This is a genomic window from Flavobacterium aquariorum, from assembly GCF_003254745.1.
Lineage (GTDB): Bacteria > Bacteroidota > Bacteroidia > Flavobacteriales > Flavobacteriaceae > Flavobacterium > Flavobacterium aquariorum.
Window position 1 is genome coordinate 25,649 of record NZ_QKXH01000003.1, and the last position, 21,464, is coordinate 47,112.

Consider the following 21,464-nt stretch of genomic DNA (forward strand, 5'->3'; position numbering starts at 1 on the left):
AAAGTTCATTTAAGATTAACTACATAACTTCAAAAAAAATGTTTAACTTATCTGCACTTTTTATCAACTTGACAGGCTTTTTAAAAAAGACTTAGATCACTCATATGATTAAAATAAATACTGTTTATCTTAGAATATAGCGTTCATTTTCAAGTTTTAAACTTAAAAATATGCAAAACTTCAAATACATAATTACCATATTCTGGTTAATCGTATTTAGCTTCAACAATGCCTCTACAGCCCAAAAGCTAGATAGTAAAGAAATCAATCGGCTTCAAAAATTGGCTCAACAAGTCACTATAATCAGAGATAACTGGGGAATTGCACATGTTTACGGAAAAACGGATGCCGATGCTGTTTTTGGAATGCTGTATGCACAATGCGAAGACGACTTCAAGAGAGTCGAATACAATTATATAGACAAACTGGGACGCCTGGCCGAAATAAAAGGAAAAGCCGCTTTGTACAATGATTTGGAAACTCGTTTATTGATAGATGAGAATGAAGCCAGAACCGATTACAAAAATGCAGCTCCTTGGCTAAAGAAATTATTAAATAGCTACGCAGACGGCATCAACTTTTATTTACACAACCACCCAGAAGTTAAGCCGTTAATAATTACCCATTTTGAACCTTGGTTTCCTTTGTTATGGACGGATGGCAGTATTGGTGCGATAAACACGGCCGATTTATCTGATGCCGAACTAAAATCCTTTTACGGAAGTGACGACAAATTCACCTACACAGAAAAAATAAAGGATATGCAAACGGGTTCGAATGGTTTTGCAATCGCTCCCTCAAAAACAGCCAGTGGAAATGCCATTTTATATATCAATCCACATACCACTTTTTACTTTAGACCAGAAATACAGATAAACAGCGAAGAAGGCTTGAATGCCTATGGAGCGGTAACTTGGGGACAATTTTTCATCTATCAAGGGTTCAATGAAAACTGCGGTTGGATGCATACTTCTTCCAATGTGGATGTGGCAGACTTGTACTCTGAAAAAATAGTTACCAAAAACAAAAAACTGTTTTACGAATACGACCACAAATTATTCCCTGTTATCGAAAAAAACATCACAATCAGTTATTTAGAAAACGGCAAATTAATTCCAAAAACGTTCAAAACCTATTTTACCCATAATGGCCCAGTTATGGCCAAAAGGGATGATAAATGGATCAGCCTAAAATCCAATAATCGCTCGATGAAAAGTTTGGAACAAAGTTGGTTGCGAATAAAATCCAAAAACTTTGATGACTATAAAAAAGTAATGGAATTGAAAGCGAACACTTCCAATAACACAGTTTATGCAGACAATAAAGGAAATATTGCCTATTGGCACGGTAATTTTATTCCTATTCGTGATAAAAACTTAAACTGGGCAAAAGTTGTAGACGGAACTACTTCGACAACCCAATGGAAAGGCTTGCACAATCCATCCGAAACGGTGCATCTCTTCAATCCACAAAATGGTTGGCTGCAAAACTGCAATTCGACTCCTTACAGTGTTGCCGGAATTAATAGCCCAAAAAAAGAAAATTATTTGCCTTACATGGCTCCCGATGGGGAGAATTTTAGAGCACTAAATGCAGTTCGTCTATTAAGCAAAGGCACTAATTACACATTAGACAAAGTAATTGCTGATGGGTATGACACAAAACTTTCCATATTTGAAATATTAATTCCTGCCTTGGTTTCTAATTTTGAAAAAAACATACAGGCCGAAAATCCTCTTTATAATGAATTAATAGAACCCATTACGGTACTAAAAAAATGGGACTATTATGCCAATGAAAATTCTGTGGCCACAACTTTAGCAAATGAATGGGGATATAAATTGAATCCTATTATTCAAAAATCATATATCGACCAAGGTAAAATGGATCAAGTTGAAAATACCATCCAATTTGCAAAAACAGCTACTTCAGAGCAACTTATCCCTCAATTACAAAGTGTAGTATCCGAGCTAAAAACAAAATTTGGCACTTGGAAAATCCCATGGGGAGATCTCAACAGATTTCAACGCTTTTCGGGCGACATCAATCTGAGCTATAATGATGCATTTGAAAGTTTACCAATAGGAAATAGTGCCGCTATTTGGGGATGCTTACCCGCTTATAAAAGTAGCTATCAAATTGGAACTAAAAAAAGATATGGCTACAGTGGAAACAGTTTTGTTTGTGCAGTTGAATTTGGACCAAAAATAAAAGCCAAATCACTTTTGGCAGGAGGAAATAGCGGTGATCTAAAATCAAAACACTTTATGGATCAAGCCATAATGTACCAAAAAGGCCAATTCAAAGATGTTTTATTCTACAAAGAAGACATCGAAAAAAATGCCGAGCGCACTTATCATCCAGGAGAATAATCAATAAAAAAAATCAATTTTATAATCCAAACAAAACCTTGAAAGAAGTAACTTTTGAGGTTTTTTTATAACATTATTATTCAGATATTTGTAAAAAAAATAAAGCCATGAAAAATTTAAATTTTATAATTTTAGGAATGGTATTGTTTGGTGGTCAAGTATTTGCGCAATTAAAACCAGTACAATACAAAGATGGTAGCCAAATTCTTAATGGTTTTAAAATTGCACCTGTAAAGAGTAGTACCCAAAAACCGGGTATCTTAATTTTGCCTGCCTGGAAGGGTATTGACAATCTCTCCAAAGATACTGCCGACAAACTATCGAAAATGGGATATTATGCCTTTATAGCCGATATTTACGGAGAAGGGAATTACCCAAAAGACAACAACGAAGCCGGAAATAATGCAGGATTTTACAAAAAGAATTTTGAAGCTTATCAAAAACGCATTTCTTTAGCTTTACAACAATTAATTGCAGCTGGAGCAAATCCGGATAACATTGTCGTTATTGGATATTGTTTTGGTGGAACTGGCGCACTTGAAGCAGCCCGTGGTCATCTGAACGTAAAAGGAGTCGTTTCTTTTCATGGAGGTCTAGGCAAAGATGATTTAAGACCTACTGAGCCTATTACCGCAAAAGTTTTGGTATGCCATGGAGCTGATGATCCATATGAATCAACCGAAGAAATCTTAGCTTTCCAAAAAGAAATGAAAGACGCAAAAGCCGATTGGCAAATGATCTACTATTCTGATGCTGTTCATTCCTTCACCAATCCAGAATCTGGAAATGATAATTCAAAAGGTGCAGCCTATAATGAAAAAGCGGCTAAACGCTCTTTCGAGCATTTCAAACTATTCTTAAACGAAGTATTAAAAAAATAATAACTTAATTAACCCGATCTCTAAATGAAAAAAGCCCTAGTTCTCTTGTTGTTTATCACAACTATTTCCAGTTTTGCCCAAAAAAAAGCTGTCAACAACGATGACCCGACCAAGTTCATGAACACCATAACAGCCGATAAGCTAAAAACCAGACTTTATATTGTCGCTTCTGATGAAATGGAAGGTCGTGATACAGGCTCCAAAGGACAAAAAAAAGCTGGAAATTATCTCATCAGCCAATACAAAAAAAGTAAAATATCCTCTCCAAAAGGAGCTACGAACTATTACCAGCCAGTACCGGCTGCTTACTTGAATGCCAAACGAAATGAAAACTTACCTGACTCAGAGAACATCTGGGCCTACATTGAAGGTTCTGAAAAACCAGAAGAGGTTTTGATAATTTCGGCACATTATGACCACGTTGGTGTAAAAAACGGTGAAGTATATAATGGTGCCGATGATGATGGTTCAGGTACAGTTGCTGTTCTTCAAATTGCAGAAGCTTTTCAAAAAGCAAAAAAGGAAGGACACGGCCCAAAACGTTCTATACTGTTTCTTCACGTAACTGGCGAAGAACACGGTTTGCACGGATCACGTTTCTACTCTGAAAATCCATTGTTTCCTATAGCCAATACTGTAGCCGATATCAATATTGACATGATAGGCCGCCGCGATGTAGAACATGCCGACACCAACAATTATGTATATGTAATTGGTGCCGATAGATTATCAAGCGATTTGCACAACATTACAGTTGCACAAAACAACAAATACACACATTTAGACTTGGATTTTAAATTCAACGATCCAAAAGATCCAAATCATTTCTACGAGCGTTCTGACCATTATAATTTTGCCAAAAACGGAATTCCGGCTGTTTTCCTTTTCAATGGAGTGCATGCTGACTATCATCAAAAATCAGATGAGCCTGATAAAATCGAATATGATGCTTTGGCAAAAAGAGCACAACTTGCTTTTGTTATTGCCTGGGATTTAGCAAACAGATCTGAGAGAATTATAGTTGACAAAGCAATTCAATAAGTAAATAAATATATCTAACGAAAAAAAGGGGCTTCGAAGAAATTTGAAGTTCCTTTTTCCTTATTTAGTCCTTTTTTTTTAAACAGATCACACTTAATCAAAACAAAACCAATTAATTTGGAGTTCTATCGCAGGTTATGTATTTTAGCCCACTCGAATATAGTAGCTGCTAAAAAACTAATAATAACTGCTAAATTTCGTTGAAAATCTTTCAGTTTTTGAGTACAAAAAACAGAAGCACTAACAATTGTAGCAATAGATAATGGCAAAAAAAACAAATTCAATTTTGGATTCAGACAATTATATATTCAAACATTTCTTCGAACTATCAGCTGATTTATTGTGCATAGCAGGATTTGATGGTTTTTTCAAAAAAATAAACCCAGCGGTTACTGAATTATTAGGCTACACTAAAGAAGAACTATTATCAAAACCTATAAACGAGTTTGTTTATACCGAAGATCAGGAATACACTGCAAAAGTCCGCAAAGAACTACTCAACAATAAGCCTTTGTTAAATTTCGAAAACCGATACATAACAAAAAGTGGCGATATTGTATGGCTCTCTTGGACATCCATGCCAATAGCCAATGAAAAATTAGTCTATGCCATTGCAAAAAACATCACACACAACAAAAAATTGGAAGAGGAACGAAATCTACTTCTCTCAAAAATTACAAAAATCAATAAAGACCTTAAGAAATTAAGCTATACCAGTTCCCATGATTTACGATCGCCTGTAAACAATCTGCTTTCTATTTTCAGTCTTTTAGATGTTTCAAAAATTGAAGATTCAGAAACTCTGCAATTTATTGAACTGCTAAAGTCAACAAGCGAAAGCTTAAAACAGGCTTTAAACGATTATGTAGATATTTTAATTCATGAGGATAATGTTATTACTCAAGTTGAAGAATTGAATCTAAATGAATCTTTAAATACGGTAATCCTTTCGATAAATTCATTAATCCAAAGTTCAAAAGCTAAAATACATGTTGATTTTTCTGAAGTCGAAAAGATTAATTTTAACAAAGCTTACTTAGAGAGTATATTCCTAAATTTAATAACCAACTCCATTAAATATGCCAAACCAGATAGTTCACCAATTATTTCTGTTTATTCCAGAAAGATCAATGGAATTGATCAATTGATTTTTTCTGATAATGGTGTGGGTTTCGATATGGAACTTGTAAAAGATAAAGTTTTTGGCTTGCACCAAAAATTTCACAACCATATTGACAGCAAAGGGATCGGCCTTTATTTAATAAACAATCACATTACCAGTTTGGGAGGCAAAATTGAAGTAGACAGCAAAGTAAATGAGGGCGCAAAATTTACTATTTCCTTCAAAAAAGATTTAACCCCAACAAAATCATAACATCAAAATTAATTCAAAAAAAACTTCAAAAAAATTCGAAGTTTTTTTTTTTTAATAATTATAATTGATTACAAATCTTCTTTTAAATCGGCATCCGAAGCATTTTTCTTTACGGATTCAATTCCATTATCACGAGCTGCAGCCGATTCATACATTTCACTGCCACCAATAATTTGACCATTTGACGCTTTAAGATTGAAATAAAACTTTCCGCTATTGGCTTCCAATTTATCAAATCTTTCATCCATTTGAGAATTTTTCCTAACAGACTCAATTCCGTTTTCACAAGCCGTTTTCGTTGAATATCCTTCACTTGCAAGAACAACTTGCCCATTTCCTGCCTTTAAAACAAACTGAAAATCATCATTCTTTCTTTTGCTAACTAAAAATGTTCCCATAGATTTTTATTGAATTGATTAATTATAAGCAATTTAATAAAACCTAATTGATTTTAAATCAATAAAATAATATTTATTTTTCCAGGAAACTTAACTCCACAAAAAAAGCCCCGAATTTCTTCGAGGCTTTTGCCTTTTGGGTGGATGACCGGGTTCGAACCGGCGACCCTCGGCACCACAAACCGATGCTCTAACCAGCTGAGCTACAACCACCATTTGTGCTTAGCGGTTGCAAATATAGAACAAATGTTTACTTCTACAAACAAAAAATTAAAAAAAATTCAGCAAATTTACTTCAAATCCCCTAAACTATTGACTGCCAAATACCTTTCAACTGTAAAACCTTCGGCATGTTCAACGCCGGTTAGCCTCCCTAAATCCCTAGAACGGTAATTCAGGCTTTCCAGAAAGTTTTTACTCGATATTGGCGACTCCGGTTCTTTCGAATTGGGATCATAAAATTGGGAGCGGTAAGCCAAAATAGATTCTATTTTCTTATCCGTAAATCCAGTAATATCGACTACAAAATCAGGCTCTATGTTTTTCCATTGTATATAATGATAAACCACTTTGGGTCTCCATGGTTTTTGGATTTCGCCATCAAGAGCCGTTTCAATTTTCATCAAACCAGATAAAAAAGAAGCATCCGAAACCAGTTTACTTCCCTTTCCATGATCAATATGTCTATCCTCTATTGCATTACACAATACAATCTCAGGCTGGTACTTTCGGATCATTTTTATAATTTCCAATTGATGCTTTTCATCATTAACAAAAAAACCATCTCTCATATTCAAATTCTCACGAACAGAAACCCCTAATATCTTTGCAGCGGCATTTGCTTCTTGATCCCTAATATCGGCTGAACCACGAGTACCTAATTCGCCTCGGGTCAAGTCTATAATTCCGACCGTTTTTCCCAAAGAAATTTCTTTTAAAATTGTTCCGGAACATCCTAATTCTACATCATCGGGATGTGCTCCAAAAGCCAGTATATCTAATTTCATAAATGTTTAATTTTTATATTAAAAGAGAAAATCTATATTCTATTTTTTTGTTCTGCAATCTCAGTTCTAAAATCTGCAATCTATAAACCCCTCTTCATCGTCATTGACTTATTTATACTTTCCTCCCACTCTTTTTCGGGAATACTGTCTTTTGTAATTCCGCAGCCCATAAACAAATTAGCTTTTGTCATTTTTAGATCTAGATCCATTTCAATTTCCATGCATCGCAAATTGACAAACAAATCAGAACTGGCTTTATCTGATGTGGAGCTGCTGTTCAATTCTCCCAAATAACCGGTGTAAAAAGTCCTGTCGTAATTTTCATTTTCCAAAATAAACTGTTTGGACTCCAATTTAGGCAAACCACAAACTGCAGGCGTCGGATGCAACAAACCAACAACTTCTTTCAAATTTTCAGCCGAATTTAATTGTCCTGAAATATCCGTTTTTATATGCCAAATACTTCCCGCTTTTATGCTGTAAGGCTCAGAAACCAAAATTGATTTTGATACTTTATTTAGCTCAGAAACGATATAGTCGGTAACAAATTGCTGTTCTTGTTTTTCCTTATCCGCCCACACAACTAACTCATAACCAGTATTTTTCTGTGTTCCAGCTAAAGCCATCGTTTTAAAAATATTATCTTCCACTTTTAACAATTGCTCAGGCGTTGCACCCATCCAAATTCCAATTTTCGGATGAAAAAAACAATACACAAAAGTCGCAGGATATAATTGAACTAAGTTTTCAAAAGTTGTAACCAAATCAAAATCAACTAAATCAATAGTTTCCTTTCGGGACAAAACTACTTTCTGAAATTCATTCTCTTTAATTGCCACTATTCCTTTGGCTACTAATCTTTCAAAATTAGTTTTAACAATTTCGTTGGGAGAAGCAAATTCATTTTCATTTTCAGAAACTTCTTTTTTAGAAAATACAAAATGCTTTATTTCGGAATACTCTTCGGGAATAATATAATTTTTATGACCATCGAAAGAAGAAAAAACAAAACCTTTTTCGGTAAAATCAACTACATCATACAAATTATCATTTTGCTGAAACATTCCCATTATAGCGTCCGAATTGGGCTTACAATACAAAACAAAAGGCAAGCTTTGCTGTTGTTGCTGTATCATTTTTTCAAAAAAATCGTTCATAATTATTGTTTCTCTTTCGTCAAAACCATATTCGTCAATTTACAAAGCGAAACTAAATTTCCAGCTTCATCCGTGATTTTAATTTCCCAAAGATGCAAACTTCTCCCTTTATGGATAATACGTGCGGTACCAATAACAAAGCCTTCGCGAATACTCTTTAAATGATTCGCCGAAATTTCGATACCACGTACTTCTTGGTTTTTATCATTAATAAAAAAATGCGAAGCGGCACTTCCAACACTTTCTGCCAAAGCCACTGAAGCTCCGCCATGCAACAATCCCATAGGCTGGTGTACTGATGAATTCACAGGCATTTTGGCAACAAGAAAACCTTCTCCTGCATCTATAAACTCGATATTTAGTGTTTCCATCAAAGTGTTTTTGGAAAACTGATTGCAATATTCGAGCATTTTATCTTTATCTATTAACATATCTTAAATTTAAAGATTGTAAAAATACGCTAAATTGATAATTCAAAAAAGAAATAAATGAAATGCCGAAGAAACTAAAATTCTATCCCCCTTAACAAACTCAAAAATCTAATTTATTGCTATTTTTACAAAAAATAAAACAAAATGCGTCGAATCACCTTGCTATTTTTAACTGGAATTATACTTTTATTTTGCTCTTGTCGCAGTGATTTTGATACCGTCGCCAGTACCGGTGATTTGACTTTTTCAAAAGACACCGTTTATTTGGATACGGTTTTCACCAATTTGAGTTCGAGTACGTATGCCTTAAAAGTATACAATCATTCCAAAAATGACATCAATATACCGCTCATAAAATTTGCCAATGGAGCAAACTCAAAATACAGAATGACTGTTGATGGTGCTCAGGGAAATCAAGGAAAAATGTTCGAAAATGTTACATTATTAGCCAAAGACAGCCTGTATGTTTTCATAGAAACAACCGTCGAAAGCGATAACACTACACCAACCGAATTTCTATATACCGACCAAATTGAATTTGATAGTGGCGCAAATCTTCAAAAAGTGGAATTAGTTACTTTGGTGCAAGATGCCATTTTATTATACCCCAACCGCAATGCCGACGGAACCACAGAAACACTCCCAATTGGAAATAAAAAAATAAGTGGTTTTTATCTGGACAAAAACGACCCAATTCACGGAAACGAACTTCTTTTCACCAACAAAAAAGCCTATGTAATTTACGGATATGCGGCAGTTCCCGAAGCAGAAACCGTGACTTTTGAACCAGGAGCAAGAGTATATTTTCATTCTGATTCCGGTCTTATCGTACCCAAAACCGCTTCGATACACATTAACGGAAGTAAATCCACAACTGATAAACTAGAAAACGAAGTCATTTTCAGTGGTGATCGCCAACAACCGGATTTCGGCTATATTCCAGGACAATGGGGAACTATTTGGTTGCAAAACGGAAGCACCAAGAATACAATTCAAAATCTGACACTCAAAAACGCGACTGTTGGACTATTCATCGAAGGCAATGATGGGACAACCATGCCGATAAAAAACACCCAGATTTACAATTGCACCCATTATGGAATTCAAGCCAAAAACGCTTTAATTGAAGGAGAAAATATCGTTATTAATTACACAGGACAGGCCAGTTTAGCCTGCGCTTATGGTGGAAATTACAAGTTCACACACTCAACTTTTAACAACGACTGGTCAAGTCCGGAACAAGTGGCTGTGTATATTAGCAATTTTATCGACGGTGCCACTCCAGGAACCAAAGACCTTACAGGAGCAACATTCAACAATTGCATCATTTATGGTTCCTATTCAAATGAAATGCTTTTGGATAAAAAATCTGGAGCCGCTTTCATATATCAATTCAATAATTGCTTAATTAAGTCAAATAACACAAAAGATCCAGATTATCAATTCGACACTGATCCCGTTCATTACAATGCCATTATTCTCAACAAAGATCCAAAATTCTTTAATCCCAATATCAATAATTTCAATATAGACGATACTTCTTCCGCTTTCGCAAAAGGGAATTCCACTTATTTAATCCCACTTGACATATTAGGAATTACCAGAACACTGCCACCTGATTTAGGTGCTTATCAAAGCAAACCTTTTCCAAAATAAATAGATTTACATAATTACTTGAGTACTTTTGAATTACTTACAATAAAGCATCTAACAATTCGAATATTTTTTCTTTTTTCAAAGGCTTAGTGATATAGCTGTCAAAACCTAATGATAATATTCGTTCTTCATCTTCTATTGACGCATGTGCAGTTTGAGCGACAATAGATAGATTCGGTTTAAGATTTTTTATATTTTCAAAAGCTTTAATTCCATCCATTACAGGCATTTCAATATCCATAAAAACTAAATTAATTTTCTGATTTTCTTTACACATATCTACAGCCTCCTGTCCATTTTTTGCTCTAAGAATCGTGTAATTTCTAGCAGTTAAAATCTTCTTTAATAATATAAAATTCACATCATTATCTTCTGCAATCAAAATGATTTCATTCCCTACACTAACAGATACAGTATTTTTAATTTCGAGCAAAACTATTGATCTTGGGGCAGCATATTCAAAAGGCAGTGTCACCATAAATACGGTCCCTAATCCAACAACAGAATCTACTATTACAGATCCTCCCAAAAGCTTGACATAAGCTTTCGAAATAGCCAAGCCCAATCCCAAACCACTTGATTTAGACGTCGAATTTGAATCAACTGTTCGAAAACGGTCGAAAATATATTGCAAATCGTCTTTAGGAATTCCTTTACCAGAATCCTTAACCGTAAGTTTAATATTTTTCTCTAATTCATCGATTTCATATCCAAAAGAAACAGACCCAAAGTCCGTAAATTTGATAGCGTTTCCTATTAAATTTAGCATAACTTGCTTTAATTTAATTTCATCTGTCAATATCAGCTGAGTCAGATGATTTTTACTAGGAATGATATGCAACTCTATTTTCTTATTTCTAGGTATTGTAATAGCTATAGATTCCTGTAATTCTTTAAAACATTTATCTAAGTCAACTTCACAAATCTTTGGTGCAACTTGATTGGCATCAATTTTTGACATTTCAATAAGATCCTCAATAATAGAAACTAAATCATGACCACTTTTATTAATAATTGTCAAATATTCATCTCTTTCTGCATCGCTTATATTCTGACCTCTTATTAAATCACTAAATCCAACAATAGCATTCATTGGCGTTCTTATCTCATGAGATAAATTAGCCAAAAAAGCAGACTTAAGTTCTCCATTTTCTTCAGCTATGTTTCTTGATAAAATCAACTGTTCTTTTTGGCGGATATTAATTTGAAAAAGTTTACTGATATATCGAAACTCACCTCCATATTTTTTCAATTTATTGATTGCATTTTTATCACCAATTTCAAGAAAAGAAGTCACTATTTTTAATGGATCAAAAAACCATTTATTCAATAAATACCCCAAAAAAACAACACTAATTATTGATAAAAGTAACACTATCAAAATATTTTTAATTCCCAAAGAAAAATTCAAATCAAAATCTCTGTCAAAAATCAGTTTAGCAATGACTTTACTATTACTGTCTTTTAAATTAATTTCGGTTCTAATCAATTTAGAACTGATTTCAGGCACATTAGTATCATCAGTTAACAATTGAGTTTTGGAATGTGTTAAGTTTCCAATATAATCAACATATCCTTGATCTAAAATTCGAACCAAAAAAAGATAACCTAAAGGTGCTTTCTCTTTTGTTGGATCGTTCGAAGCATTCAAAATTGTACCAAATACTTCAAAGATACCATCATCATTTTTGACATAATAACGAATATGTTTGTTGATATAAAGCTCTGAAAACTTTTTTTCAGGAACAAAATCAATTATTCTAATTCTCTTCTTTCCGTAAAAAATCAGCTTCTTATCTAAATTATATCCTCCAACAAAAACTCTATTATATTCCAATAGTTTAGTCATCCTACTATCGAAATACTTTGTATCTTCAGTATTAACTGCATCCACCAATTCATCAGAATTAGAAATAATACTGATTAAATCTGTTAGATTTTTTGAATTTTGTTGAAAAATAGTTTCTGTTTCTTTTTGAAAATTATTTAAAGTGGTTTCATAAACCTTATCCACATTATCATTTAAATAAAAATCAAGAACGTAAGAAAAAAGTAGGGCAAATAAAATTGTCATGCCCAACAAAATTAAAAATCTCCAATATGTATTTACTATTTTTTTTAGATTCATGATAAGAGGTTAAGTAATGATCACAAAATTCATCATAAGTTCATTTAGGGTGGCGCTAAAAATAGTAAAAAACTGTTCAGTATTTATTTATAAATTTTAAAAAAAATAAAATCTACAAACAATTTTGTTACAATACTTAAATGTGTTTCAAACACTTAAGACATCAAGTATTCATCTAAAAAAAGCAATAACATAAAATACGATTCCTGTACAACTGACATTTGGAGTAATCTTTGAAGCAGAATAATTCCCAGAGAATTAAAAAAAAATCGGTTTCAATTTCAATTTTACAATACCTGAATTCTTCAACCACAATTTTATTGTTCATTTTAACAACTCCAATAAACCATACAGTGTCAAAATATTTTCATTTGTAGGGTAATCCGCTTTTTAAAAAGAAAACATTAACCAATTTTTAGTATCGATAACTAAAATTTCAAAAGGAATTTATTTAATAAAAAAAACGATGATTCAAAATGTGCAAATAAAAACATAAAAATCAACTAATTAATAGCTCTATTATTGATAAAAAAAGCGACTAAATTGTCGCTTTTTTTTTATTCGTATTTTAATCTTAATTGACTAAATTTGCACCGTTAAATACAACAAACTACACAACAATGATCCATTTCTTTGAAAACCAAAGCAAAACTGTTTTTGCAGTACAAACGCAAAACGAAATTTCGGCTCAAGACATTTCAAAACTCAACTGGCTATTCGCCGATTCCAATAAAGTAGAAAAATCCGTTTTGTCGGATTTTTTTGTTGGACCACGTGCCACTATGATTACCCCTTGGAGTACCAATGCGGTGGAAATTACCCAAAACATGGGGATTACCGGAATCATCCGTATCGAAGAATTTTACAAAGTGGCAGCCGATTTCAATGATTTCGACCCTATGCTTTCGCAAAAATATAGCGAGTTGAATCAAGATATTTTCACTATCCATATTCAGCCAGAAGCTATTTTGAATATTGACGATATTGCTGCTTATAACAAAACAGAAGGTTTGGCGTTAAGCCAAGAAGAAGTAGAATATTTGGATAATTTGTCAACTAAATTAGGTAGAAAATTAACAGATTCTGAGATTTTCGCTTTCTCTCAAGCCAATTCAGAGCACTGTCGTCACAAGATTTTTAACGGAACTTTTGTTATTGACGGAGTAGAAAAAGAAACTTCTCTTTTTAAATTAATCAAAAAAACATCTCAGGAAAACCCTAACGATATTGTTTCGGCTTACAAAGACAATGTGGCTTTTGTAAAAGGACCAAGAGTACAGCAATTTGCTCCAAAAACGGCCGACAAACCTGATTTCTACGAAATAAAAGAATTTGATTCAGTTATCTCTTTAAAAGCAGAAACACACAATTTCCCAACAACTGTAGAGCCTTTTAACGGGGCTGCAACAGGATCAGGAGGAGAAATTCGTGACCGTTTGGCTGGAGGACAAGGTTCATTGCCAATGGCAGGAACTGCGGTTTACATGACTTCTTATTCCCGTTTGGAAGAAAACAGACCATGGGAAGATGCCGTAGCCGAAAGAAAATGGCTGTATCAAACTCCAATGGACATCTTGATTAAAGCTTCAAACGGAGCTTCTGATTTTGGTAATAAATTTGGACAACCACTTATTACCGGTTCGGTTTTAACTTTCGAACACGAAGAAAACAACCGCAAAATTGGTTACGATAAAGTAATCATGCAAGCGGGAGGAATTGGTTATGGAAAATTAGATCAAGCTATCAAACATAAACCACAAGAAGGAGACAAAATCGTTATCCTTGGTGGAGAAAATTATAGAATTGGAATGGGTGGAGCTGCGGTTTCCTCAGCAGATACGGGAGCTTTTGGTTCAGGAATTGAATTAAACGCAATCCAACGTTCCAACCCAGAAATGCAAAAACGTGCTGCCAATGCCATTCGTGGTCTAGTGGAAAGCGATATTAATCCTATCGTTTCTATTCACGATCACGGTGCAGGAGGACACTTAAACTGTCTTTCTGAATTGGTGGAAGAAACAGGAGGTTTGATCGATTTGGACAAGTTGCCTGTGGGCGACCCAACGCTTTCTGCAAAAGAAATAATCGGTAACGAATCTCAGGAAAGAATGGGATTGGTTATTGGTAAAAAAGACATCGACATTCTACAAAGAATTGCAGACAGAGAACGCTCTCCAATGTACCAAGTAGGTGACGTAACTGCCGATCATCGTTTTACTTTTGAATCAAAAACTACTGGTTTAAAACCAATGGATTATGCTTTGGAAGATTTCTTTGGAAGTTCTCCAAAAACCATAATGACAGACAAAACCATCGATTACAATTATGGTGGTTTAGAATATAATGTAAAAAACATAGCGACTTACTTAGAGCAAGTTTTACAACTAGAAGCGGTTGCCTGTAAAGACTGGTTGACCAACAAAGTGGATCGTTGCGTTGGCGGAAAAGTAGCCAAACAACAATGTGCTGGACCGTTACAATTGCCATTGAACAATTGTGGTGTTATGGCTTTGGATTATCAAGGAAAAGAAGGAGTTGCAACCTCAATCGGACACTCTCCTATTGCCTCTTTGATTGACCCTGTTGCAGGAACAAGAACAGCAATTGCGGAGTCTTTATCAAACATCGTTTGGGCTCCAATTAAAGACGGATTAAAAGGAATTTCATTGTCAGCCAACTGGATGTGGGCTTGTAAAAACGAAGGTGAAGACGCTCGTTTATACGCTGCCGTTGAAGCTTGTTCTGACTTTGCAATCGAATTGGGAATCAACATTCCAACTGGAAAAGATTCACTTTCGATGAAACAAAAATATCCAAACGACGAAGTAATCGCTCCGGGAACGGTAATTATTTCGGCTGGTGGAAACTGTACCGATATTAGAAAAGTAGTGGAGCCTGTTTTACAAAAAAACGGTGGTTCTATTTATTATATCAATTTGTCCCAAGACGACTTCAAACTAGGAGGTTCTTCTTTGGCACAAACGCTGAATGAAATTGGAAACGAAGCGCCGACAATTAAAGACGCTGCTTTCTTCAAAAATGCTTTCAACACTATTCAAGAATTGATTTTAGACAATCAAATTTTGGCAGGACACGATATTGGAAGCGGCGGTTTGATTACTACTTTATTGGAAATGTGTTTTGCTGATGTGAATTTAGGAGCCAAAATTGATTTCTCTGTTTTCGAAGAAAAAGACATTATCAAATATCTTTTTGCCGAAAACATAGCCATTGTTTTCCAAGCCAAATCAGACGAAGTTGTTGAAGCTAAATTGAGCACCAACAATGTATCTTTCTTCAAATTAGGAAGCGCAACAACAGAAGCTACTTTGGACTTTGGTCAATGTAAATTGGATATTGCTAAATACAGAGACATTTGGTTCAAGACTTCATTCTTATTAGACCAAAAACAATCTAAAAACGGAACTGCCCAAGCACGTTTCGACAATTACAAAAACCAAGTATTAAACTATACTTTCCCAACTCATTTTACAGGAAAAAAACCTGTAATCGATGCTTCAAAACCAAGACCAAAAGCAGCAATTATCCGAGAAAAAGGAAGTAATTCCGAGCGTGAAATGGCGAATGCAATGTACTTGGCAGGTTTTGACGTAAAAGACGTTCACATGACCGATTTGATTTCGGGACGTGAAACGCTGGAAAACATTCAATTCATCGGAGCTGTTGGAGGATTCTCAAATTCAGATGTTTTGGGTTCTGCCAAAGGTTGGGCCGGAGCTTTCAAATACAATGAAAAAGCAAACACTGCATTAAAAAACTTCTTCAAAAGAGAAGACACTTTATCGGTTGGTATCTGTAACGGCTGTCAATTGTTTATGGAATTAGAACTGGTAAATCCTGAGCATGAAGTTCACGGAAAAATGCTTCATAACGAAAGCCACAAACACGAAAGTATTTTTACTTCGGTAACAATCCAGGAAAACAAATCGGTAATGTTATCGACTTTGGCAGGAAGTACTCTTGGAGTTTGGGTTTCACATGGTGAAGGAAAATTCAATTTACCAGAACCTGAAGCGAACTACAACATCGTTGGAAAATACGGTTACGAAGGATATCCTGCCAATCCAAATGGATCAGCTTTCAATACAGCCATGATGTGTGATACAACAGGCCGTCACCTAGTAATGATGCCACATATTGAGCGTTCAACCTTCCAATGGAACTGGGCACATTATCCAAAAGACAGAAATGACGAGGTTACACCTTGGCATGAAGCTTTTGTAAATGCAAAAAAATGGATAGACAATACAAATAAATAAGACTTAATAATAAAGTTTTGTTCCCATACAGCCCGTCTCTTACTATTTTTAGAGACGGGTTTTTCATGAAGATTTTTGCCCTAAAATCTTAATTAACCTAAAAAACCAACAATGATTACCATTCAAAAAAACCTTTTTATTATAAGCCTACTCCTTTTAATAAATCCAGTATTTGCACAAACTTCGGATGAATCCTTAAAAATTAATCCCCTATTAGAATTGTTTGGTTCCAATACAAAAACTCTAGATCTAAAAGGGAATGTAACCCAAATGCATGAACAGCAATTTTCGCTAAACGCAAAAGGCAACGTAACAGGTGATTCTGAATTGATCAATAATTTTTATAAATTTTACCCCGAAGGTTCAACCAAAGAATTTGAGCAAAATTATAAGTATCTGCTCTCAAAAAAGTACTTTTTCAGCTACACCAATAAAGGTTATATTTCGCATATAGATATTGAGACTCTCAATGTCGCCAAAGATAAAGACACCACCAATATCCCGTTGGAAAATGAAACTCAAACTTCAGATTTTTCTACGACGGATTACAAATATGTACAAAAGAAAAACATTTTGTACAAAGGAGAAGAAGTTAACGAAGGGTCTCCAAAAAAGGCAACTGCCAGAAATGAGTACTTTTATCATTTCAATGATGACAACCAAATCTTCCAGATTGATTACCAAACTAAAGATTTAAAAACAAAATACATCTATGACTCTAATGCACTGGTAAAAGAATTGCATACTTTTAAATCGGGTCTTTTATCCCATAAAAATATCTACAAATACGACCGTAACAATAGGCTAATTAATATAGCAACAATCAATTCGGACAACAATACGGAATATCCAAACAGAGAAACAATTTTTACTTACAAACTGGACGAAAATGGAAACGTGATCGAGAAAAAAATGATAACCTATCTTTATAACAATAAAGGTACCAAGGAGTTCCTTGAAGGATTTTTAATTTTATATAATTATACCTATTTGTAGTTTTTTTATCTAAATTTCCGTTTGTATCTTAGCCAAAAGAATAAATACTTAATCGTACCTAAAAAGCAACGCCCCTTGCTTTTTAGACTTTTTAAAATCAACCTACACCCATGAAAAAAATTACTTTGCTGCTTGCTGCACTTGTATTAAGTGCAACACATTCCTACGCCCAAATTAAAGTTACCAAAATCAGAAACAAGGACAAAGACCACTATATCGCTACGATTATTGGTTATCCCGTTACCGGTCTTTATAGTTATGTAAATCAAGTTGAACCTATAACAATCCTCAATGCTGACGGCACAGGAATTATGCAAAATGAAGATCTTGTCAAAGAAAATATCATTTGGGGAATTGAATGTTCTGAATCTGGAGTTCCTATTTTCAAAGAGGGGTTCAATAGTGCGTCTTATTCCTTTTGGTATAGAATAACCGGTTCCGCCAAATCCAAAACCGATGATGGAAACAATTGGATATTACAGTCCTTTTCGATTCACTATGACAAAAAGAAGATATTCATTTCTGGAGAAAGAGTAAAAGAATATATCGAATAACAATATACTGAGTCATAAATCGTAAATACTTGTGTATCCTTTATTTCACAAGTTATTTTGCTCAAAAACTGATTCAAAAAACGCTTTTATTAATACAATTCATTTAATTTACAACATTTTAAGAAATCGATTTCGTTGATTACCAATAATGTAATTATATTAATCGTAATTAATCATTGGAAAATAAAAATTATTATTAATTTTTATTTAATTTGCAAAAAAATTTAACAATCATACAATGAGAACGATTACCCGTCTTTTTGATTTCCCTTACTATCAGCTAGAAAATTACAACAAATTAGATGCTTTGGTAACGAAGCAAGATGGTATTTGGGTAAAAACCTCAACCCAGGAATATCTTGATAAAGCCAATGCCATTTCTAGGGCATTACTGCGGATGGGTATACAAAAAGACGACAAAATTGCCATCATTTCAAGTAGCAATAGAACAGAGTGGCATATCATGGATATTGGTATTTTACAGACCGGTGCCCAAAATGTACCTATTTATCCAACTATTGCTCAGGAAGATTATGAATATATTCTAAATCATTCTGAAGCCATGTATGTTTTTGTTTCCGATATTGAAGTATACAATAAAGTAAACAATATAAAAGCCAACGTTGCCTCCTTAAAAGATGTTTTTTCATTCAATGAAATTGAGGGGTGTAGAAACTGGACTGAATTATTAAATCTTGGCGAAGACACAAGCAATCAGGATGTTGTTGAAGATAGAAAAAGTAATGTAAAACCAGACGACTTAGCAACTATCATTTATACATCAGGAACAACAGGACAACCTAAAGGAGTAATGCTTTCTCATAGAAATATTGTTTCAAATGTACTTAACAGTGCTTCCAGAATTCCTTTTGAAGCTGGCAAAAGTGTGGCATTGAGTTTTCTTCCTATCTGTCATATCTTCGAAAGAATGATTTTGTATCTATATCAATATTATGGTGTTTCTGTATATTTTGGAGAATCTATAGACAAGATCAGCAGTAATTTAAAAGAAGTAAGACCAACCGTAATCACAGCCGTACCTAGGCTTTTGGAAAAAGTATACGATAGCATTCTTGCAAAAGGAACTGAATTGAAAGGAATCAAAAAAATGCTTTTCTTTTGGGCCATCAATTTAGGACTGCGTTACGAGCCTTATGGAGCCAATGGTCTATGGTATGAATTCCAATTAAAAATTGCCCGTAAACTAATTTTCAGCAAATGGAAAGAAGGTCTGGGAGGAAACTTAGATTTAATGGTATCCGGAAGCGCCGCTTTGCAAAAAAGATTGTCACGCGTATTTGCCGCTGCCGAAATTCCGGTGATGGAAGGTTACGGATTAACCGAAACCTCTCCAGTAATTACTGTAAATGACATGAGAAACAGAGGTTTCAAAGTTGGAACTGTTGGAAAAGCCATTGACAATGTAGAAGTAAAAATTGCTGAAGATGGTGAAATTCTTTGCAAAGGGCCAAATGTTATGATGGGTTATTACAAAGATCCTGAAAAAACAGCAGAAGCTATCATCGACGGATATTTCCATACGGGAGATATTGGCAATGTTGATCAAAACGGATTTTTGACCATTACAGACCGCAAGAAAGAAATGTTCAAAACCTCAGGAGGAAAATATATTGCACCACAAATTATCGAAAACACCATGAAACAGTCTCGTTTTATCGAGCAGATTATGGTTATCGGTGATGGAGAAAAAATGCCTGCTGCTTTCATTCAACCTAGCTTTGAGTTTATCAAAGAATGGGAAAAACTACACGGTATTGAAGTAGGGAAAACAAACCAAGAAATAATCTCCAATCCAAAAGTAATTGCCCGTATTCAAGAAGAAATTGACCACATCAATCCAAAATTCGGAAATTGGGAACAAGTAAAACGTTTCGAATTAACTCCAGATGTTTGGTCTATTGATGGTGGACACCTTACTCCCACCCTAAAATTAAAAAGAAAAATTATACTTGAAATATACAAAGACCTCTATGAAAAAATATACGGTCATGAACTGTAATCTTTTATAATTTAAAACCTCAAAGTCCTGATAGTTACTATCGGGACTTTTTGTATTTAAAAACTTCTTATCTTCACAATTCAATTCAAAAAACATCATATGAGAATCAAAATCTATATAATGCTTTTCATCAGCCTATTTTTTATTGTGGGCTGTAAAGAAAAAACCGAAGATAGTGTTAAAGCCAATTACCTTGATTTTTCCAAAAGGGATGACCAGTTTACGGGCGGTATCAAAATGATTCCTATCACCACTCCAAAAGGGACTTTCAAGGTTTGGACAAAAACTATTGGAAACAATCCAACCATCAAAGTATTATTACTTCACGGAGGTCCAGGCCTTACCCATGAGCTGTATGAGTCATTTGACGGCTATTTCCCGAACGAAAGCATTGAATACATCTACTATGACCAACTGGGTTCCTATTACAGCGATCAGCCGAACGACAATAGTTTGTGGACCAATGAACGATTTGTGGAAGAAGTAGAACAGGTTCGAAAAGCACTCGGTTGTGACAATACCAATTTTTATGTTTTGGGACAATCCTGGGGAGGAATCCTAGCGATGGAATATGCCTTGAAATACCAAAAGAATCTCAAAGGACTGATTATCTCCAATATGATGGCCAGCGCACCTGCTTACAACAAATATGCAGAAGAAGTTCTTGGTCCAAAACTCCCAAAAGCTGTTTTTGACCAAATAAAAACATTTGAAAAAAACAAGGATTACACCAATCCAAAATACACCGAACTGCTTTTTAAATATTATTATACCGAACACATTTTAAGAATACCTGTTGATCAATGGCCGGAATCCATCAATAGATGCTTCAAGCACATGAACCCGAATGTCTATGTGTACATGCAAGGGCCGAGTGAATTTGGAATTACAGGAGATGCCACTTTAAAAGATTGGGATGTAACTGCCAGACTTAAAACAATTACCATTCCTACTCTCGTTATTGGTGCCAAATACGACACCATGGATCCCAAACACATGGAATGGATGTCCCACGAAGTACAAAACGGTCGCTTTTTATTTTGCCCCAACGGAAGCCACCTTTCGCAATACGATGACCAGAAAAACTATTTTAAAGGGGTGATTCAGTTTTTGAGAGATGTGGATAATGGGGATTTTAAGAAATCGTAAAATAGCATATATCTAAATT

Annotated in this window: 15 protein-coding genes and 1 tRNA gene; 10 read left to right on the forward strand and 6 right to left on the reverse strand. The window is 34.5% G+C overall.

Going from position 1 to position 21,464, the window contains the following annotated elements; all coding sequences use genetic code 11:
- The first annotated feature begins 170 nt into the window (after window positions 1–170).
- From DOS84_RS05425 to DOS84_RS05440, 4 genes are all read left to right on the forward strand, one after another.
- On the forward strand, window positions 171–2,372 hold the full coding sequence (locus tag DOS84_RS05425; protein WP_111409107.1) for a penicillin acylase family protein: 2,202 nt from the start codon (window positions 171–173) through the stop codon (window positions 2,370–2,372).
- 107 nt (window positions 2,373–2,479) lie between these two features.
- Entirely contained in the window at window positions 2,480–3,253 is a 774-nt protein-coding gene (locus tag DOS84_RS05430) for a dienelactone hydrolase family protein (RefSeq protein ID WP_111409108.1), read from the forward strand.
- Window positions 3,254–3,277: 24 nt separating this feature from the next.
- A complete protein-coding gene (locus tag DOS84_RS05435) occupies window positions 3,278–4,294 on the forward strand; it encodes a M28 family metallopeptidase (protein WP_111409109.1) in 1,017 nt (338 codons plus the stop codon).
- Window positions 4,295–4,556: 262 nt separating this feature from the next.
- Complete coding sequence (locus tag DOS84_RS05440; RefSeq protein ID WP_111409110.1) at window positions 4,557–5,669, forward strand: PAS domain-containing sensor histidine kinase; 1,113 nt, start codon at window positions 4,557–4,559, stop codon at window positions 5,667–5,669.
- Window positions 5,670–5,737: 68 nt separating this feature from the next.
- Here DOS84_RS05440 and DOS84_RS05445 read toward each other — a convergent pair whose 3' ends face one another.
- The 5 genes from DOS84_RS05445 to DOS84_RS05465 form a co-directional block, all read right to left on the reverse strand.
- The gene (locus DOS84_RS05445) at window positions 5,738–6,067 is read right to left on the reverse strand and encodes a YegP family protein (protein WP_111409111.1); all 330 of its coding nucleotides are present in this window, start codon (window positions 6,065–6,067) and stop codon (window positions 5,738–5,740) included.
- Window positions 6,068–6,206: 139 nt separating this feature from the next.
- A tRNA-His gene (locus tag DOS84_RS05450) sits at window positions 6,207–6,280 on the reverse strand.
- Between the two features lie 77 nt (window positions 6,281–6,357).
- A complete protein-coding gene (gene bshB1 / locus DOS84_RS05455) occupies window positions 6,358–7,074 on the reverse strand; it encodes a bacillithiol biosynthesis deacetylase BshB1 (protein WP_111409112.1) in 717 nt (238 codons plus the stop codon).
- An 80-nt stretch (window positions 7,075–7,154) separates the two neighbouring features.
- On the reverse strand, window positions 7,155–8,231 hold the full coding sequence (locus DOS84_RS05460; protein WP_111409113.1) for an isochorismate synthase: 1,077 nt from the start codon (window positions 8,229–8,231) through the stop codon (window positions 7,155–7,157).
- A 2-nt stretch (window positions 8,232–8,233) separates the two neighbouring features.
- Window positions 8,234–8,662, reverse strand: coding sequence for a PaaI family thioesterase (locus DOS84_RS05465; RefSeq protein WP_111409114.1), 429 nt, complete (start codon window positions 8,660–8,662; stop codon window positions 8,234–8,236).
- A gap of 144 nt (window positions 8,663–8,806) precedes the next feature.
- Here DOS84_RS05465 and DOS84_RS05470 point away from each other — a divergent pair, with 144 nt between their 5' ends.
- On the forward strand, window positions 8,807–10,318 hold the full coding sequence (locus DOS84_RS05470; protein ID WP_111409115.1) for a hypothetical protein: 1,512 nt from the start codon (window positions 8,807–8,809) through the stop codon (window positions 10,316–10,318).
- A gap of 37 nt (window positions 10,319–10,355) precedes the next feature.
- Here the strand turns inward: DOS84_RS05470 and DOS84_RS05475 are convergent, their stop codons facing one another.
- Window positions 10,356–12,446, reverse strand: a complete 2,091-nt coding sequence (locus tag DOS84_RS05475; RefSeq protein ID WP_111409116.1) for an ATP-binding protein — start codon at window positions 12,444–12,446, stop codon at window positions 10,356–10,358.
- A 620-nt stretch (window positions 12,447–13,066) separates the two neighbouring features.
- Here DOS84_RS05475 and purL point away from each other — a divergent pair.
- The 5 genes from purL (at window position 13,067) to DOS84_RS05500 (ending at window position 21,445) form a co-directional block, all read left to right on the forward strand.
- A complete protein-coding gene (gene purL / locus DOS84_RS05480; protein WP_111409117.1) occupies window positions 13,067–16,726 on the forward strand; it encodes a phosphoribosylformylglycinamidine synthase in 3,660 nt (1,219 codons plus the stop codon).
- A gap of 111 nt (window positions 16,727–16,837) precedes the next feature.
- Complete coding sequence (locus DOS84_RS05485; RefSeq protein WP_111409118.1) at window positions 16,838–17,722, forward strand: hypothetical protein; 885 nt, start codon at window positions 16,838–16,840, stop codon at window positions 17,720–17,722.
- Window positions 17,723–17,832: 110 nt separating this feature from the next.
- Window positions 17,833–18,276, forward strand: coding sequence for a hypothetical protein (locus tag DOS84_RS05490; RefSeq protein ID WP_111409119.1), 444 nt, complete (start codon window positions 17,833–17,835; stop codon window positions 18,274–18,276).
- 238 nt (window positions 18,277–18,514) lie between these two features.
- The gene (locus DOS84_RS05495) at window positions 18,515–20,296 is read left to right on the forward strand and encodes an AMP-dependent synthetase/ligase (RefSeq protein WP_111409120.1); all 1,782 of its coding nucleotides are present in this window, start codon (window positions 18,515–18,517) and stop codon (window positions 20,294–20,296) included.
- 99 nt (window positions 20,297–20,395) lie between these two features.
- A complete protein-coding gene (locus tag DOS84_RS05500; RefSeq protein ID WP_111409121.1) occupies window positions 20,396–21,445 on the forward strand; it encodes a proline iminopeptidase-family hydrolase in 1,050 nt (349 codons plus the stop codon).
- Window positions 21,446–21,464: the final 19 nt, after the last annotated feature.

Bases quoted from the DNA above. Each gene is read 5' to 3' on its own strand.
- DOS84_RS05425 (WP_111409107.1), top strand. From the start codon at position 171: ATGCAAAACTTCAAATACATAATTACCATATTCTGGTTAATCGTATTT.
- DOS84_RS05430 (WP_111409108.1), top strand. From the start codon at position 2,480: ATGAAAAATTTAAATTTTATAATTTTAGGAATGGTATTGTTTGGTGGT.
- DOS84_RS05435 (WP_111409109.1), top strand. From the start codon at position 3,278: ATGAAAAAAGCCCTAGTTCTCTTGTTGTTTATCACAACTATTTCCAGT.
- DOS84_RS05440 (WP_111409110.1), top strand. From the start codon at position 4,557: ATGGCAAAAAAAACAAATTCAATTTTGGATTCAGACAATTATATATTC.
- DOS84_RS05445 (WP_111409111.1), bottom strand. From the start codon at position 6,067: ATGGGAACATTTTTAGTTAGCAAAAGAAAGAATGATGATTTTCAGTTT.
- bshB1 (WP_111409112.1), bottom strand. From the start codon at position 7,074: ATGAAATTAGATATACTGGCTTTTGGAGCACATCCCGATGATGTAGAA.
- DOS84_RS05460 (WP_111409113.1), bottom strand. From the start codon at position 8,231: ATGAACGATTTTTTTGAAAAAATGATACAGCAACAACAGCAAAGCTTG.
- DOS84_RS05465 (WP_111409114.1), bottom strand. From the start codon at position 8,662: ATGTTAATAGATAAAGATAAAATGCTCGAATATTGCAATCAGTTTTCC.
- DOS84_RS05470 (WP_111409115.1), top strand. From the start codon at position 8,807: ATGCGTCGAATCACCTTGCTATTTTTAACTGGAATTATACTTTTATTT.
- DOS84_RS05475 (WP_111409116.1), bottom strand. From the start codon at position 12,446: ATGAATCTAAAAAAAATAGTAAATACATATTGGAGATTTTTAATTTTG.
- purL (WP_111409117.1), top strand. From the start codon at position 13,067: ATGATCCATTTCTTTGAAAACCAAAGCAAAACTGTTTTTGCAGTACAA.
- DOS84_RS05485 (WP_111409118.1), top strand. From the start codon at position 16,838: ATGATTACCATTCAAAAAAACCTTTTTATTATAAGCCTACTCCTTTTA.
- DOS84_RS05490 (WP_111409119.1), top strand. From the start codon at position 17,833: ATGAAAAAAATTACTTTGCTGCTTGCTGCACTTGTATTAAGTGCAACA.
- DOS84_RS05495 (WP_111409120.1), top strand. From the start codon at position 18,515: ATGAGAACGATTACCCGTCTTTTTGATTTCCCTTACTATCAGCTAGAA.
- DOS84_RS05500 (WP_111409121.1), top strand. From the start codon at position 20,396: ATGAGAATCAAAATCTATATAATGCTTTTCATCAGCCTATTTTTTATT.